Below are 16,150 nucleotides of genomic sequence, written 5' to 3'. Positions count from 1 at the left end.
GGAAGACAGGACTAAAGACTGTCGGAGCTGACCGGTACTAATAAGCCGATAACTTGATAATCACTACACTCATACCGTTGTAAAGGCTGGTAGGAGTGGCCAGAGATTGCTTGCGTCCACTTTGTGGTTCCCAGAAGACGGGCACCCCGCATCCTCCTTCGGGAGGAGCGGAACAATTGAATACACGCACGGCGTGTAACCCAGATTTGACCATGTGCCCTCGGGTGCGTGTGTCGCCAGGGTTACGGCGGCCATAGCGAGAGGGAAACGCCCGGTCACATTCCGAACCCGGAAGCTAAGACTCTCAGCGCCGATGGTACTGCAGGGGGGACCCTGTGGGAGAGTAGGACACCGCCGGACACCATTCACGATGGCCACCCAGAAATGGGTGGCCATCGCTGTTTAACCGGTCGGTCTCTGTTCGAGGACGAACAGGGCCGGCCGGAGCGACGATGACCGTCGTCGCCCGACTCCGGAACGAGGAGCAGCGATGACTCAGCACGACCCGACGCCCTCTCCGGAATCGAGGCCGCTCCAGAACGGCTTCGACGTCGTGGAGGAACACGTCCTGTCAGACGAGCTCCTCCGGCTCGAGCAGACTGCGCTCGACAAGAGGGCAGCCGGATACGTCCAGCTGCAGGAGCAGCTGCACATCCGACTCGAGAACGCGGACCGCGACCGATGACCGACGACTCGCGACTCGACTCGGCTCTCGCCGAACGGGGCATCGCCCGGTCCCGCACCCATGCCGCCCGGATGATCGCCGACGGTCTGGTGACCGTGGACGGCGTCCCTGCACTGAAGCCCTCGATCCTCGTCCGCGACGATCAGGACGTCGCGGTCGCCTGCCTCGACCACTACGTCAGCCGGGCCGCCCACAAGCTGCTCGCCGCCCTCGACACCTTCGCGACGGTGCGAGTCGCCGGCCGGAACGCTCTCGACGTCGGGGTGTCGACGGGCGGGTTCTCGCAGGTCCTGCTCGAGCGCGGCGCCGCCTCGGTGATCGCCCTCGACGTCGGGCACGCGCAGCTCGCTCCCCGGATCCGGTCCGACGATCGCGTCCACGTGGTGGAGGGGTTCAATGCGCGGGATCTCACCGCCGCCCGGCTCGCCGAAGCAGCCAGGACCGAGATCGTCCCGGACCTGGTCGTGTCCGACGTGTCCTTCATCTCCCTGCGGATGGTTCTGCCTCCGGTCGCTGCCTCCGTGAATCCGCTCGCCGACTTCGTGGTGCTGGTGAAGCCGCAGTTCGAGGTCGGCCGCTTGGGAGTGCGGGAGGGGATCGTCCGGGATCCGGAGCTGCGTCGCGAGGCCCTCTCGGACGTCCTGTGGTCGGCGTGGGACCTGGGGCTCGGCGTCGTCGGGCTGGCCGAGTCGCCACTCCCGGGGGGCGCTGGGAATCGTGAGTATCTGGCGCACCTCCACCGCGACCGCGGAACGATTCCGACAGAATGGAGGGACGCGGTCACCGCGCTCACCACCGGGTGACGCGATCGTGTCCGCCGCTGTCGACCGACCAGAAGGACACACCCTCGATGCAGTCCCCTCGTGACGAGCGCAACATCCTCGTCGTCGCCCACACCGGACGGACGGACTCCCTCGATGCGGCGGTCCTCGTCGTCGAGCGCCTCCGGAACTCCGGCGCCCACCCCGTCCTCTGCGCCGACGACAAGGGCGACATCGTCGCGGTCGCTCCGGATCTGAGCGACGTCGCCGTGCTCGGGTCCGACGTGCCGCTCGAGTCCATCGAGCTCGTGTTCGTGCTCGGCGGGGACGGGACCATCCTCCGCGCGGCGGAGATCGTCCGGTCCGGGACGGCCCCTCTGCTCGGCGTGAACCTCGGCCACGTCGGGTTCCTCGCGGAGAGCGAGCGGGACGATCTCGACGACGCCGTCGCCCGTGCGCTCGACGGCGACTACGCGGTCGAGGAGCGGATGACACTGCAGGTGCGCGTCAAGATCGACGAGGCCGTCGTCTACGAGACCTGGGCGCTCAACGAGGCCACCGTCGAGAAGGGCAGTCGCGAGCGGATGCTCGAGGTCATGGTGGGCGTCGACGGACGTCCGCTGTCGAGCTTCGGCTGCGACGGCATCGTCGTGTCCACTCCGACCGGTTCCACCGCTTACGCCTTCTCCGGGGGCGGCCCCGTCGTGTGGCCGACCGTCGAGGCGATGCTCCTCGTTCCGCTCAGTGCCCATGCGCTCTTCGCACGACCCCTCGTCGTGGGCCCGTCGTCGAGCCTCGCCGTCGAGGTCAAGGAGAGGACCGACGGCGTCGGCGTCCTCTGGGCCGACGGCCGGCGCGCCTACGAGCTGCCGCCGGGAGCGCGCGTCGTCTACCGTCGCTCGCCCGTGCCCGTGCGCTTCGCGCGCCTGCACGACGCCCCCTTCACCGATCGACTCGTGCACAAGTTCGGTCTCCCCATCCGCGGATGGCGGGGGTCGGCGGAGACGGAGTAAGGCCCGATGCTCGAAGAGCTGCAGATCCGCGACCTCGGAGTGATCGCCGAGGCGACGCTCCCGCTCGGACCGGGCTTCACCGCGGTCACCGGCGAGACCGGCGCCGGCAAGACGATGGTGGTCACGGCGCTCGGCCTCGTGCTGGGCGCGCGCTCGGACGCGTCCGCGGTGCGCTCGGGAGCGAAGCAGGCCTGGGTGTCGGGGCGCTGGCTGGTCCCCGAGGAGGGCCCGGTCGCCGAGCGCGTCCACGACGCCGGCGGCGATCTCGACGGCCCGGAGCTGCTCCTCGCGCGGTCCGTCTCGGCGGAGGGACGCGGGCGAGCCGTCGTCGGCGGCCGGAGCGCACCGGTCAGCGTGCTGAGCGAGCTCGCCGATCAGCTGGTCGTCGTGCACGGGCAGTCGGACCAGATCCGCCTCCGCTCCGCCGCGGCGCAGCGCGAGGCGCTCGACCGGTTCGGCGGACCCGGTCTCGCCGACGCCCTCCGCGACTACGCGAGCGCCTTCGAGCGCTGGCGGGCCAACCGGGAGGAGCTCGACTCGCTCACCGAGGCCCGGGAGACGCGCGCCCGCGAAGCCGAACGGCTCCGCTCCGCCCTCGCCGAGATCGAGGTGGTCGCCCCCCAGCGCGGGGAGGACGTCGAGCTCGCGGCGCAGTCCGCCCGGCTCGGGAGCATCGAGCAGCTCCGGCTCGCCGCCGGCGAGGCCCGCGAGGCGATCTCGTCCGAGGAGCTGGACGGGCGGGACGCGCTCGGGCTCCTCGAGACGGCGCGGCGCGTGCTGGAGCGGGCGGCCGAGCACGACGCCGCCCTGCAGCCGACGGTCCAGACGCTCGGCGAGGCGGCGGTGCTCCTCGTCGACGCCGCCGGCGGGCTCTCCTCCTACCTGGCGGAGCTCGACCTCGACGGCGCGCACGACCTGGAGCTGATCGAGAACCGGCGGGCGGAGCTGTCCCTGCTCGCCCGCACCTACGGACCGACCCTGGACGACGTGCTCGACCTGGTGGACTCCTCCGGACTCCGCCTGCTCGAGCTCGACGGCGACGACGAGAGGATCGCGGCTCTCGAGGCCGACACCGCTGCCGACGCGGACCTCGTCGACCGCCTCGCGACCCGGCTGACCGAGCTGCGGACCGCGGCGGCCGCCGAGCTGGGGGAGCGGGTCAGCGACGAGCTCACCGCGCTGGCCATGGCGGATGCGCGCCTGCACGTGAAGGTGACGGCCGCGGGGGAGCCGAGCGTCCACGGGCGCGACTCCGTCGAGATGCTGCTCGAGCCGCACACCGGGGCCGCACCCCGGCCCCTCGCCCGCGGAGCCTCGGGAGGCGAGCTCTCGCGGGTGATGCTCGCGATCGAGGTCGTGGTCGCCGCCAACGACCCCGTGCCGACGTTCGTCTTCGACGAGGTCGACGCAGGGGTCGGCGGAGCGGCGGCGATCGAGATCGGCCGACGGCTCGCGCGGCTCGCCGAGACGTCGCAGGTCATCGTGGTGACCCACCTCGCGCAGGTCGCCGCATTCGCCACGAACCACCTCCGCGTCGAGAAGGGCTCGGACGGCGCGGTGACCTCGAGCGCCGTGACGCAGCTCGACTCCGAGGAGCGGGTGTCCGAGATGGCGCGCCTGCTCTCGGGGCTCACCGACTCCGCCAACGCTCTCGCTCATGCGCGGGAGCTCCTCGAATCGAGTCGGCGGGGCTGATCGCGAGCGGCCCGGGACGACATCGATCCGTCCCGGGCGGTCCGCCGCCGCCGTTCTGCTGTTACGGTGGAACCCCGTGGTGGACTTTACGAACGCGGGCCTTTCCTCTTCTTCTCCCTCGGATCCCGAGGGCTCCTCCGGGTCCTCGACCCGGAACGCTTCGACGGCCGGGCAGGACGCCCCCTCGAAGATCACGAAGCACATCTTCGTCACCGGCGGTGTCGTCTCCTCGCTCGGCAAGGGACTCACGGCCGCGAGCCTGGGCAACCTGCTGACCGCGCGCGGGCTGCGCGTCGTCATGCAGAAGCTCGACCCGTACCTCAACGTGGACCCGGGGACGATGAACCCGTTCCAGCACGGCGAGGTCTTCGTGACCGACGATGGCGCCGAGACCGATCTCGACATCGGCCACTACGAGCGCTTCCTCGACATCAACCTGAACCAGGCCGCGAACGTCACGACGGGCCAGATCTACTCGAGGGTCATCGCGCGCGAGCGCGCCGGCGAGTACCTCGGCGACACGGTCCAGGTCATCCCGCACATCACGGACGAGATCAAGCGGCGCATGCGCCTCCAGTCGGAGGACGACCCGCAGCCGGACGTCATCATCACCGAGATCGGCGGCACCGTCGGCGACATCGAGAGCCAGCCGTTCATCGAGTCGGCCCGCCAGGTCCGCCACGAGCTCGGCCGCCGCAACGTCTTCTTCGTGCACGTCTCGCTGGTGCCCTTCATGGGCGCCTCCGGGGAGCAGAAGACCAAGCCCACCCAGCACTCCGTCGCGGCGCTGCGCTCGATCGGCATCCAGCCGGACGCCCTGGTGCTGCGGAGCGACCGGCCCGTGTCGGAGTCGAACAAGCGCAAGATCGCGCTGATGTGCGACGTCGACGAGCAGGCCGTGGTCAACGCCAAGGACGTCGCGTCGATCTACGAGATCCCGCAGATGCTCAACGAGCAGGGCCTCGACGCCTACATCATCGACCAGCTGGGCCTCCCGGCCGGCGAGGTCGTCTGGGACGGCTGGTCGCGACTGCTCGAGGCCGTGCACGAGCCCAAGCACGAGGTCACCATCGGCCTGGTCGGGAAGTACATCGACCTGCCCGACGCCTACCTCTCCGTGACGGAGGCTCTGCGGGCCGGCGGCTTCGCGCAGCAGACGAAGGTCGCCATCCGCTGGATCGCCTCCGACGGGCTCGAGGACCCCGAGGCTGCGGCCAAGGCGCTCTCCGAGCTCGACGGCATCTGCGTGCCCGGCGGCTTCGGCATCCGCGGCATCGAGGGCAAGCTCGGCGCGCTGCGCTTCGCGCGGGAGAACGGGATACCGACCCTCGGGCTCTGCCTCGGCCTGCAGTGCATGGTCATCGAGTACGCCCGCAACGAGGCCGGCCTCGAGGGGGCCTCGTCGTCGGAGTTCGACCCGGAGACGGAGTTCCCCGTCATCGCGACGATGGCCGAGCAGGTCGAGATCCTCGCGTCCGGGGACATGGGCGGCACGATGCGCCTCGGCCTCTACACGGCCGAGCTCGCCGAGGGCTCGATCGTCGCCGAGGTGTACGGCGCACCTGAGGCTGCCGAGCGCCACCGTCACCGCTACGAGGTCAACAACCGCTACCGCGACCGGATCGCCGAGGCGGGGCTCTGGTTCTCGGGCCTCTCGCCCGACGGCCACCTCGTGGAGTGCGTCGAGCTGCCCCGCGAGAAGCACCCCTACTACGTGGGCACGCAGGCGCACCCGGAGCTCCGCTCGCGCCCGAACGCCGCGCACCCGCTCTTCCGCGGTCTCGTGACCGCCGCCCTCGAGCGCCAGGAGGCCTCGCGCCTCTTCCCGGCATCGGAGGCGGGCGCCGATGAGTGAGCCGCTGTCGGACGAGCTCGTCGAGCCGGAGGTCCTGACCAGTGAGCGCGTCTTCGACGGGATGGTCTGGGGCGTCCGCGCCGAGACGTTCCGCTACGGCGGCGGCGAGCTGCGCCGGGAGTTCCTCGATCACACGGGAGCCGTCGCCGTGCTGGCCCTCGACGACGAGGACCGCGTCGCCCTGATCAAGCAGTACCGGCACCCTGTCCGCACCCGCGAGTGGGAGATCCCGGCCGGCCTGCTCGACGTCGAGGGCGAGGATCCCCTGGTCGCCGCTCAGCGGGAGCTGGGCGAGGAGACGGACCTGCAGGCCGAGCGCTGGGACCTGCTCTCGGAGTTCGCCACCTCGCCGGGCGGCAGCGACGAGGTCATCCGGATCTACCTGGCCCGCGGGCTCTCGTCCACCGGCTCCGCCTTCGACCGCGAGGCGGAGGAGGCGGACATGGAGCTGCGGTGGGTGCCGCTGGACGAGGCGGTCGAGGCGGTCCTCGCCCGCCGGGTGCAGAACCCCTCGCTGACGATCGCGGTGCTCGCGGCGCACGCGTTCCGCTCGCGCGGCTGGGACGGGCTGGGCGACGCGTCCTCGCCGTGGACGCGCCACCCGCGGGTCCGCCACCCCCGGGGGTGAGCCCCCGCGCCTGCGCCGAGGCGTACCTCCGGCAGGCGAGCGTGGAGCGCGGGCTCTCGGCGCACACGCTTGCGGCCTACCGGCGCGACCTGGAACTCTACCTCGGCTGGCTCGAGGAGCGCGGGACCGTCGATCTGGCGCAGCTCGGACGGGTCGACGTGGGGGAGTTCTCCTCCTGGCTGGCCGCACGCCCGGAGCGGCCGCTCGCGGCGAGCTCGCGCGCACGGATCCTCTCGACCGTCCGAGGGCTGCACCGCTTCGCCCTCGAGGAGGGGGTCGTCGCGGACGACGTTGCCCGGGACGTGGTGCCGCCGAAGATCCCGATGACCCTGCCGAAGGCGGTCACGGTCGAGCAGATGGCGGCACTGCTCGACGCGGCGCGCGGCGAGGAGCTCGCGGACCTGCGGGACCGGGCCCTGCTGGAGCTGCTCTACGCGACGGGCGCGCGCATCTCGGAGGCGGTGGACCTGAACGTCGACGACGTGGTCGCCGCGGAGGTGGTGCGGCTGACGGGCAAGGGGTCCAAGCAGCGGATGGTGCCGCTCGGCCGCTTCGCCCGCGAGGCGGTCGACGAGTACCTCGTCCGTGCGCGGCCCGAGCTCTCGCGGAGGGGGCGCGCGACGCCGGCGCTCTTCCTGGGGGTCCGCGGGAGCCGCCTGTCGCGGCAGAGCGCCTGGCTGGTCATCCGCGCCGTCGCCGAGAAGGCCGGGCTGGACCGGGAGATCTCGCCGCACACCTTCCGGCACTCCTTCGCGACCCACCTGCTCGCGGGCGGCGCCGACGTCCGCGTGGTGCAGGAGCTCCTCGGGCACGCCTCGGTGGCGACGACGCAGATCTACACACTGGTGACGGCGGACACGCTCCGGGACGTCTACACGTCCGCGCACCCGCGAGCGCGGCGCTAGAGCCGCGGCCCCGCGCGGCGGGGCGCGGCGGCCGGGGAGCGGGGCGCCGGTACACTCGTCGGAGGCCGCGCGGGAGCGCACGCCGCCACGGAAGCGAGGACGACGCAGGTGACACGCAAGACGGACGACAAGGCCGAGCTCACCGGTCTCGAAGCCCCGACGCTCGGCCCGACCGGCCGCCCCCTGCGCGACTTCCCGCTGCCGGTGGAGCTCACCGGTCACGGCCCCGCTCGGATCATCTCCCTCTGCAACCAGAAGGGCGGCGTCGGCAAGACGACGACGACCATCAACCTGGGCGCGACCCTCGCCGAGTACGGCCGACGCGTACTGGCCATCGACTTCGACCCGCAGGGCGCCCTCTCGGCCGGCCTCGGGGTCACGACCTACGACGCCATCACGATCTACGACCTGCTCCTCGGCACCGTGAAGGACCCGGCCGAGGCGATCCGGAGGACCCGCGTGCCGGGCCTGGACGTCATCCCGGCCAACATCGACCTCTCCGCCGCCGAGGTCCACCTCGTCAACGAGGTCGCGCGCGAGCAGATCCTCGCCCGGGTGCTCCGCAAGGTGAGCGCGGACTACGACGTCATCCTGATCGACTGCCAGCCCTCGCTGGGCCTGCTCACGGTCAACGCGCTCACCGCGAGCCACGGCGTCCTCATCCCGCTCGAGTGCGAGTTCTTCGCGCTGCGCGGCGTCGCCCTGCTGATCGAGACGATCGACAAGGTCCGCGACCGGCTCAACCCGGTGATCGAGCTCGACGGCATCCTGCCCACGATGTACGACTCCCGCACCCTGCACTCGCGGGAGGTGCTCGACAGGGTGGTCGACGCCTTCGGCGACAGCGTGCTCGAGACGGTGATCGGCCGCACGGTGAAGTTCCCGGACGCCAGCGTGTCCGGCGTCCCGATCACCCAGTTCGCGCCCGAGCACAACGCCGCGAAGGCGTACCGCAAGCTCGCCAGGGAGCTGATCTCGCGTGGCGCGGTCGCCTGAGGTCCTCCTCGAGGAGCGCGCCGCTCCCACCGGGTTCCACCTCGCGCTGACCAACTTCGAGGGTCCGTTCGACCTCCTGCTGAGCCTCATCGCGAAGCAGCAGGTCGACATCACCGAGATCGCGCTGAGCGCCGTGACGGACGAGTTCCTCTCGTACCTGCACGGGATCGACTCGCTCGAGGGGCTGGACCGCGCGTCGGAGTTCCTCGTCGTCGCCGCGACGCTCCTCGACCTGAAGATCGCCGGACTCCTGCCCCAGGGCGAGCTCGTGGACGCGGAGGACGCGGCGCTGCTGGAGGCGCGAGACCTGCTGTTCGCCCGGCTCCTGCAGTACCGGGCCTTCAAGCAGGTGTCGTCGTGGTTCGCCGAGCGGATCGCGATCGAGACCGCCCGCCACGTGCGCGACGTGCCTCTGGAGGAGGAGTACCGGTCCGCGAAGCCGGAGCTCGTCTGGACCCTGTCGCCCGCCGACTTCGCCGCCCTCGCGACCGTCGCCCTCGCTCCGCGCGAGCTGCCGACGGTGGGCCTGGACCACCTGCACGCCCCGCAGATCAGCATCCGGGAGCAGGCCGCCCACGTCGTGGCGATGCTGCGCGCCCGCGGGAGGGCCACCTTCGGCGAGCTGATCGCGGACGCCGACGAGAAAGGCGTGATCGTCGCGCGCTTCCTGGCCGTGCTCGAGCTCTACCGGCACGCCGCGATCTCGTTCGACCAGCCGGAGCCGCTCGGCGAGCTCACGCTGCGCTGGGTCGCCGAGCAGTGGAGCGATGCGAGCCTCGCCGCGCTCGGAGCCGACTATGACTCCTGACGCCGGCCCCGGGACCGTCGCGTTCGAGATCGACCGGGCGATCGAGGCGATCCTGATGGTCGCGGACGAGCCGCAGCCGCTCGCCTCCCTCGCGACCGCGCTGTCGAGGCCGATCGCCGTGGTCCGCCAGTCGATCGAGCGCCTGGTCGCCGACTACGACGGCGCCGACGGGGCGATCCGCCGGGGCTTCGAGCTGCGCGAGGTCGGTGCCGGCTGGCGGATCTACGTGCGCCGCGAGTACGACCCGGTGGTCAAGGACTTCGTCCTGACGCAGAACCCGACGCGGCTCTCGCAGGCGGCGCTCGAGACGCTCGCCGTGATCGCCTACAAGCAGCCGGTCTCGCGCGGTCAGGTCGCGCAGATCCGCGCGGTCAACGTCGACTCCGTCGCGCGCACCCTCCTCGGCCGCGGCCTCATCGCGGAGGTCGGCCACGACCCCGAGACGGGCGCGGTCCTCTACGGCACCACCGAGCAGCTGCTCGTGCACCTCGGCCTCACCTCGCTCGACGAGCTGCCGAAGATCTCCCCCCTACTGAGCGACGGAAGAGACGGATTCGATGAGCGCGCCTGACAGCGGCCCCGACGGCGAACGACTGCAGAAGGTCCTCGCGGCAGCGGGGGTCGCCTCCCGACGAGTGGTCGAGGAGATGATCGTGGCGCGGCGGATCCGCGTCAACGGCGAGGTGGCGGACGAGCTCGGCCGCCGCATCGACCCGGCGACCGACCGGATCGAGGTCGACGGGGTCGCGGTGCAGCTGGACACCTCGCGCCGCTACGTCATGCTCAACAAGCCGATCGGCGTCGTCAGCTCGCTGGCGGACGAGAACGGACGCACCGACCTCAGCCTCTACACGAAGAACTTCGAGGAGCGGCTGTTCAACGTCGGGCGCCTCGACGCCGAGACCTCGGGCCTGCTGGTGCTGACCAACGACGGCGAGCTCGCCCACGTCCTCGCGCACCCGTCGTTCGGAGTGACGAAGACCTACATCGCGAAGGTGCACGGGCAGGTGCTCCCGCAGACGATCGCGACGCTGACCTCCGGGATCGAGCTCGACGACGGACCGGTGGCCGCCGACAAGGCGCGTCTCCTCGGCCGGCCGGAGGGCCGCTCGAACGCCTCGCTCGTCGAGATCACCCTGCACTCCGGTCGCAACCGGGTCGTCCGCCGGATGATGGCGGCGGTCGGCCACCCGGTGATCGAGCTCGTCCGGCGCCAGTTCGGGCCGCTGCACCTGGGCACCCTGCGCTCGGGCGATCTGCGCGACCTGACCCGGGAGGAGCTGGGCGCGCTGCTCACGATCGCGCGGCAGGGCGGCGAGGCGGTGGCGGCCGCTCCTGCGGTCCCCTCGAAGAAGGTGAGCGCGGGTGCGCGGCGGCCCCGGCCTGACAGCGGCGAGCGCGTCGCCCCGGCGGAGCGCGGCTCGGCCGGGCGATCCTCGGATCGCGGCGGCTCCTCCGCCGGCGGCGGCGGGCGGAGCGACGGTCCTCCGCGCCGGTCCGGCGCCGACAAGCAGCGCCGCGCCGATCGCTAGGCTGTCGGGGTGAACGAGCTCCTGCACCCCGCGCCGCCCGCGATGCGGACGACCGGGACGGTGCGGGTGGTCGGCTCCGGACTGCTCGGCGCCTCCATCGGCCTCGGCCTCGCCTCCCGCGGGATCGACGTCGTCCTCGACGACGCCTCGCCCGCGAGCCTCTCCCTCGCCATCGACTACGGGGCCGGCCGCGCCGCCTCCGCCGACGACCGGCCCTCCGTCGTCGTCGTCTGCGTCCCCCCTGACGTCACCGCGAGCGTCGTCGAGCGCGAGCTCGCGGCGCACCCCGGAGCCGTCGTCACCGACGTGGCGAGCGTCAAGACCCAGCCGCTGCGCGAGCTGCGCTCCCGCGGCGTCGACCTCGCCCGCTACATCGGCTCGCACCCGATGGCCGGCCGCGAGCGCGGCGGACCGGTCGCCGCGCGGGGAGACCTCTTCGTCGGCAGACCCTGGGTGATCTGCCGCGACGGCGAGACCGCGCCCGACGCGCTCGCAAGGGTGGAGGGCCTCGCTCTCGACCTCGGCGGCACCATCGTCGAGATGGACCCGGAGGAGCACGACCTCTCGGTCGGCCTCGTCTCGCACGCCCCGCAGGTGATCTCGTCACTGCTCGGCCAGCGCCTCCTCGACGCCCCGAACGCGGCGCTCCGCCTCGCCGGGCAGGGCGTCCGCGACGTCTCGCGCCTGGCGGCCTCGGCCCCCGAGCTCTGGATGCAGATCCTGGCCGCGAACCGCGAGCACGTCGTCGCGGTGCTCGACGCCTTCCGCGACGACGTCGCCGCGGTCGCCGACGCGCTCCGCGACCTCGAGGCGCCCGGCTCGCGCCGCGTGCTCGCCGAGCACCTGGCCGCGGGCAACGCCGGAGTGGCGCGCCTGCCCGGCAAGCACGGCCAGGACCAGCGCTTCTCGACCCTGATCGTCCTCGTCGACGACTCTCCCGGAACCCTCGCGCGGCTCCTGGTGGAGATCGGCGAGGCGGGCGTCAATCTCGAGGACGTTCGCCTCGAGCACGCGCAGGGGCGCCGAGTGGGTCTCGCCGAGATCTCGGTGGTGCCCGAAGCGGTCGCGCCGCTGACCGAAGAACTGACCATACGCGGCTGGAGGATCGCCGGATGAGCACCGAGCAGAACAGGCAGGAGGGCGGCCTGAACAGGATGACGCCCGCCCGCCGGGCACAGCAGAGCATCCCGGAGGACGGGGGCGCGGCTCCCGAGCGCGAGGCGCGCTCCGAGGCCGCCGAGCAGGGCGACTTCGGCGAGGCCGTCGTGGTCGCCATCGACGGCCCGGCCGGCAGCGGCAAGTCCAGCGTGTCGAGGGCTGCCGCCCGCAGCCTCGACTTCGAGTTCCTCGACACGGGAGCGGCCTACCGCGCGCTCGCCTGGCACGGGCTCGACCGCGGCCTCGACTTCGAGGACCAGGACGCGATCGTCGACGCGCTCGACGGCTTCGACTACTCCATCGGCACCGACCCCGAGTCGTACTCGGTGTGGGTCGGTCCGACCGAGGTGACCACCGCCATCCGCGAGCCCCGGGTGACCGCGCGCGTCTCGGCCGTGGCGAAGGTCCCCGAGGTCCGTCGGAGGATCACACTGCTGTTCCGGAGGATCATCGGCGAGACGCGTCGGGAGGGCATCATCGTCGAGGGCCGCGACATCACGACGGTCGTCGCACCGACCGCTCCGGTCCGGATCCTGCTGACGGCGAGCGAAGAGGCTAGAATGGCCAGGCGTTCGCGCGAGGTCACCACGGAATCCGCCGAGGCGACGGGTCAGGCGCTGCGGTCGAGGGACCGCGCCGACTCGCAGGTGGTCGACTTCATGAACGCCGCAGAAGGAGTCACTCTTCTCGACTCCACTCATCTCGACTTCGAGCAGACCGTCGACGCGGTCGTCGCCGAGGTCCGAACTTCGAGAGCAAGGGCCGGTCATGGCACAGGACACGCACGTCGGTGACGACGAGCTGAACTTCGGAGACGACGACCTCGTCGAGCGCCTCGGCGACCTCGACGAGCAGCTCGCCTCCTCGCGCGCGCAGGCGCTCCGCAGCGGACTCGAGGACTACGACCTCGACGAGGAGGACCTCGACCTCCTCGAGTTCGCCGGGGAGGACTCGGACGAGGTCCGCTACCTCCCCGCCCTCCCGGTCGTGGCGATCGTGGGCCGCCCCAACGTCGGCAAGTCCGCGCTGGTGAACCGCATCCTCGGCCGCCGCGAGGCCGTCGTCGAGGACACCCCGGGCGTCACGCGTGACCGCGTGTCCTACAAGGCGGAGTGGATCGACCGGGCGTTCACCATCGTCGACACCGGCGGCTGGGAGCCCGACGCCCGCGGCATCGACGCCTCCGTCGCCATGCAGGCCGAGATCGCCATCGACCTCGCCGACGCCGTCATCTTCGTCGTCGACGCGAACGTGGGCGCGACCGCGACCGACGAGCACGTCGTGAAGCTGCTGCGCAAGACGAAGAAGCCGGTCTTCCTCGCCGCCAACAAGGTGGACGACGCCCGCCAGGAGCCGAACGCCGCCTCGCTGTGGTCGCTCGGCCTGGGCGAGCCCCGCCCCGTCTCGGCCGTCCACGGCCGCGGCGTCGCCGACCTTCTCGACGCGGTGCTCGAGAAGCTCCCTCTGGAGTCGGCCGTCGCCAAGCGCGAGGTCGGCGGACCGCGCCGCGTCGCGATCCTCGGCCGCCCGAACGTCGGCAAGTCCAGCCTGCTCAACAAGGCGGCGGGGGAGGAGCGGGTCGTCGTCAACGAGCTCGCCGGCACCACGCGCGACCCGGTCGACGAGCAGGTCGAGATCGCCGGCAAGGTCTGGCGCTTCGTCGACACCGCGGGCATCCGCCGCCGCGTGCACCTCCAGCAGGGCGCCGACTTCTACGCGTCGCTGCGCACCTCGACGGCGCTCGAGAAGGCCGAGGTCGCCGTCGTCGTCCTCGACGTCTCGCAGCCGATCTCGGAGCAGGACGTCCGCATCATCGACCTGGTGCTGGAGTCGGGCCGGGCGCTCGTGCTCGCCTTCAACAAGTGGGACCTCCTCGACGACGAGCGCCGCCGCTACCTCGAGCGCGAGATCGAGACCGACCTCGCCCACGTGGCGTGGGCGCCCCGCGTCAACATCTCGGCCCGCACCGGCCGCCACCTCGAGAAGCTCGTGCCGGCGCTCGAGCTCGCCCTTGAGTCGTGGGACACGCGCATCCCGACGGGCAAGTTCAACGCGTTCCTCGCCGAGCTCACCGCGGCGCACCCGCACCCCCTCCGCGGAGGCAAGCAGCCCCGCGTGCTCTTCGGCACGCAGGCCTCGTCGCGCCCGCCGACATTCGTCCTCTTCACGACCGGGTTCCTCGACCCGGGCTACCGCCGCTACATCGCGCGCCGCCTGCGCGAGATCTACGGCTTCCAGGGGTCGCCGGTGAACGTCAACATGCGCGTCCGCGAGAAGCGCGCGCGCTGAGCGCAGCCGCACCGTGTCCGGCCCGTGGGAGCTCCTCCCGCGGGCCGTCCGCGTCTCCGGGAGGAGCAGCGATCGAGTCGCGCGGGCGGATGCTGCTGCCGAGGCGTCACGGCCGAGCGGGACAGCTCTCTCGAGAGGGAGCGAGGAGCCGCGCGGTCCGGCTTGCGGAGTTGCGGCCGCCCTCGAGCCGAGCGGTCGACTCTCTCGGCGAGCGTCTGCGCAGCGGCGCCCGACGAGGCCGGTCAGTCGCCGGTGGCGAAGGGCCACCACGGCGGCAGGAGCCGTCGGTAGGCGGCGAGGTAGCTGCCGGGATCGCGGGGCGCGGGCAGACGGAGCCACTGCTCCATCAGGCCGACGGAGCCCGCCGCGAGGAACGAGGCCGTCGCGTCCTCGAGGAAGCCGAGCGGTGCGTCCGCGGCCGGGACGTCGAGGATCCCCGTGTCGAGCGTCGCGGAGACGGCGGTGCGGAAGTGCCCTGCCAGCATCGCGCGGAGGCCCGAGTCCCCGCCGGGGGCGTCGAAGGCGCGGAGGTAGAGGTCGCGGTGGCCGTCCAGGTGGCCGAGGACGCGGGAGGTGCCCTCGCGGATGCTCGCGTCGGTCGCGGCACCGCTCCGGAGCTGCTGGAGGTAGCCCTCCCGGATCGCGTCGAGCTCGTCCTGCAGGGCGGCGCAGAGCAACTCCGCGGCGGACGAGGCGTGGGCGTAGAAGGTGGAGCGGTTCACGCCGGCGAGATCGGTGATCTCGGAGACGGTGAGGGTGGCGACGTCGCGGCCGGTCGCGAGTTCGACGATCGCCCGGTGCAGGGCCACCTGTGATCGCTTCTGCCGCGCATCCACTGCTGACGCCTCCCGAGCTGCCGACGGCGCGTCGACCCGTGCCGACGCGTTCCGCCCAGCGAGTCTACGGGGCCCGCTCGTTTTCACTTCCGGCGTCGGCATCCGCTAAGGTAGTCGAGTTGCCCGGGCCTCGGCCCGGTCTGCCACGGGCTGTGGCGCAGCTTGGTAGCGCACTTGACTGGGGGTCAAGGGGTCGCAGGTTCAAATCCTGTCAGCCCGACGGAAAGCCCTGATGAGACCACTGGTCGTCGTCAGGGCTTCCGTCGTTTCCGGGCCTCGTCGTGACGCTGCGGACCGCTCACCGGAGCGCTGCGGCGACCTCGGCGAAAGCCACGCGACGTCGAGCGGAGCGCGCCTCCCGCTCGGCGGGATCCCGTGCCCAGAGCGCCTGTCGCGACGGATGGAAGGTGCGGATCACCGTGAGGCCGCGCTCGCGCTCGATCGCCGGGTGCCGCCTGAGGAGGCGCCGCCAGCCGTGATCGGCGTCGCCGCCCTGCAGGAGGACCACCTCGACGTCGGGGGCGAGCGCGAGCAGATGCAGGACGGTCTCGACGCCGGCGTCGAGCTGCTCGGCGTTCGGCGCCTGGTTGATGTACCAGGGGTAGGCGTTCCACGGCAGCAGGTCGACGGGGGCGAGCCCCACCTCGTCCATCAGCCCGGCCATGAGCTCGGCCGTCGGGTCGTCGTTCTCGGTGCAGAGGAAGCCGCTTCCGATGCCGTCCTGAGTGGCGGGGCCGGGATCGCGGAGGACGCTGAGGACGCGCGCCTCCACTCCGCCGTGCAGGGGCGCGACGTAGGGCAGCCAGCCGCGTCCGTAGGGGTTCCGCAGCTCGTCGACCCAGCGGTTCACGGGAGCCACGTGCGGTGCGTAGCGCTGCTCCCACTGGGCGCGGCGGAAGGAGAGGTCGGCCATGGAGCGGGGCATGTCCGCACTCTAGAGGGTGACCGGGGCGGCGCGGCACCCTTCCTGGTCGTCGGCCGTGCCGGCG

15 protein-coding genes, 1 tRNA gene, 1 rRNA gene and 1 pseudogene are annotated in these 16,150 nt (G+C 72.0%); 16 read left to right on the top strand and 2 right to left on the bottom strand.

From position 1 onward, the window contains the following. Positions 1 to 243: 243 nt before the first annotated feature. The 15 genes and pseudogenes from rrf (at position 244) to der (ending at position 14,325) form a co-directional block, all read left to right on the top strand. Positions 244 to 360, top strand: a 5S ribosomal RNA gene (gene rrf / locus C5D09_RS09735). Between the two features lie 130 nt (positions 361 to 490). Beyond that, the gene (locus C5D09_RS09730; RefSeq protein WP_104269186.1) at positions 491 to 685 is read left to right on the top strand and encodes a hypothetical protein; all 195 of its coding nucleotides are present in this window, start codon (positions 491 to 493) and stop codon (positions 683 to 685) included. Beyond that, positions 682 to 1,488 carry a TlyA family RNA methyltransferase gene (locus tag C5D09_RS09725; protein ID WP_104269185.1) on the top strand — a complete coding sequence of 269 codons (807 nt, stop codon included), beginning with the start codon at positions 682 to 684 and terminating at the stop codon, positions 1,486 to 1,488. Before C5D09_RS09730 ends, C5D09_RS09725 begins: the two co-directional genes overlap by 4 nt. 47 nt (positions 1,489 to 1,535) lie before the next feature. Beyond that, positions 1,536 to 2,459 carry an NAD kinase gene (locus C5D09_RS09720; protein ID WP_104222498.1) on the top strand — a complete coding sequence of 308 codons (924 nt, stop codon included), beginning with the start codon at positions 1,536 to 1,538 and terminating at the stop codon, positions 2,457 to 2,459. A gap of 6 nt (positions 2,460 to 2,465) precedes the next feature. Further along, positions 2,466 to 4,154 carry a DNA repair protein RecN gene (gene recN / locus C5D09_RS09715; protein ID WP_104269184.1) on the top strand — a complete coding sequence of 563 codons (1,689 nt, stop codon included), beginning with the start codon at positions 2,466 to 2,468 and terminating at the stop codon, positions 4,152 to 4,154. 190 nt (positions 4,155 to 4,344) lie between these two features. Next, entirely contained in the window at positions 4,345 to 6,009 is a 1,665-nt protein-coding gene (locus C5D09_RS09710; protein ID WP_104269193.1) for a CTP synthase, read from the top strand. Beyond that, on the top strand, positions 6,002 to 6,637 hold the full coding sequence (locus C5D09_RS09705) for an NUDIX hydrolase (RefSeq protein ID WP_104250719.1): 636 nt from the start codon (positions 6,002 to 6,004) through the stop codon (positions 6,635 to 6,637). The genes C5D09_RS09710 and C5D09_RS09705 overlap by 8 nt, the downstream gene beginning before the upstream one ends. Further along, positions 6,634 to 7,542: a site-specific tyrosine recombinase XerD gene (xerD, locus tag C5D09_RS09700; protein ID WP_104269183.1), complete on the top strand. Its 909-nt coding sequence runs from the start codon at positions 6,634 to 6,636 to the stop codon at positions 7,540 to 7,542. The genes C5D09_RS09705 and xerD overlap by 4 nt, the downstream gene beginning before the upstream one ends. 108 nt (positions 7,543 to 7,650) lie before the next feature. Beyond that, positions 7,651 to 8,538 (top strand): ParA family protein, encoded by an 888-nt coding sequence (locus C5D09_RS09695; RefSeq protein ID WP_104222502.1) that lies wholly within the window; start codon positions 7,651 to 7,653, stop codon positions 8,536 to 8,538. Continuing rightward, positions 8,522 to 9,346 carry a ScpA family protein gene (locus C5D09_RS09690; RefSeq protein WP_104267431.1) on the top strand — a complete coding sequence of 275 codons (825 nt, stop codon included), beginning with the start codon at positions 8,522 to 8,524 and terminating at the stop codon, positions 9,344 to 9,346. Before C5D09_RS09695 ends, C5D09_RS09690 begins: the two co-directional genes overlap by 17 nt. Continuing rightward, positions 9,336 to 9,917: an SMC-Scp complex subunit ScpB gene (scpB, locus tag C5D09_RS09685; protein ID WP_104238575.1), complete on the top strand. Its 582-nt coding sequence runs from the start codon at positions 9,336 to 9,338 to the stop codon at positions 9,915 to 9,917. The genes C5D09_RS09690 and scpB overlap by 11 nt, the downstream gene beginning before the upstream one ends. After that, a pseudogene (locus tag C5D09_RS09680) lies at positions 9,904 to 10,662 on the top strand (pseudouridine synthase); the annotation flags it as partial. The gene scpB and the pseudogene C5D09_RS09680, both read left to right, overlap by 14 nt. A gap of 258 nt (positions 10,663 to 10,920) precedes the next feature. Continuing rightward, a complete protein-coding gene (locus C5D09_RS09675; RefSeq protein WP_104222605.1) occupies positions 10,921 to 11,994 on the top strand; it encodes a prephenate dehydrogenase in 1,074 nt (357 codons plus the stop codon). Next, complete coding sequence (gene cmk, locus C5D09_RS09670; protein ID WP_258066967.1) at positions 11,991 to 12,830, top strand: (d)CMP kinase; 840 nt, start codon at positions 11,991 to 11,993, stop codon at positions 12,828 to 12,830. The genes C5D09_RS09675 and cmk overlap by 4 nt, the downstream gene beginning before the upstream one ends. Continuing rightward, on the top strand, positions 12,805 to 14,325 hold the full coding sequence (gene der, locus C5D09_RS09665; RefSeq protein WP_104222506.1) for a ribosome biogenesis GTPase Der: 1,521 nt from the start codon (positions 12,805 to 12,807) through the stop codon (positions 14,323 to 14,325). The genes cmk and der overlap by 26 nt, the downstream gene beginning before the upstream one ends. 242 nt (positions 14,326 to 14,567) lie before the next feature. On the opposite strand, the gene C5D09_RS09660 is transcribed toward der, so the two are convergent. Next, positions 14,568 to 15,134, bottom strand: coding sequence for a TetR/AcrR family transcriptional regulator (locus tag C5D09_RS09660; protein WP_104225419.1), 567 nt, complete (start codon positions 15,132 to 15,134; stop codon positions 14,568 to 14,570). A gap of 173 nt (positions 15,135 to 15,307) precedes the next feature. Here C5D09_RS09660 and C5D09_RS09655 point away from each other — a divergent pair. After that, positions 15,308 to 15,381, top strand: a tRNA-Pro gene (locus C5D09_RS09655). A gap of 78 nt (positions 15,382 to 15,459) precedes the next feature. Here C5D09_RS09655 and C5D09_RS17830 read toward each other — a convergent pair. Beyond that, a complete protein-coding gene (locus tag C5D09_RS17830) occupies positions 15,460 to 16,086 on the bottom strand; it encodes a uracil-DNA glycosylase (RefSeq protein ID WP_104225418.1) in 627 nt (208 codons plus the stop codon). Between the last annotated feature and the right edge of the window lie 64 nt (positions 16,087 to 16,150).

Origin of the sequence: Rathayibacter sp. AY1C9, assembly GCF_002932315.1 — a bacterium.
Taxonomy (GTDB): domain Bacteria; phylum Actinomycetota; class Actinomycetes; order Actinomycetales; family Microbacteriaceae; genus Rathayibacter.
This window is presented reverse-complemented; position numbering and strand designations above follow the sequence as displayed.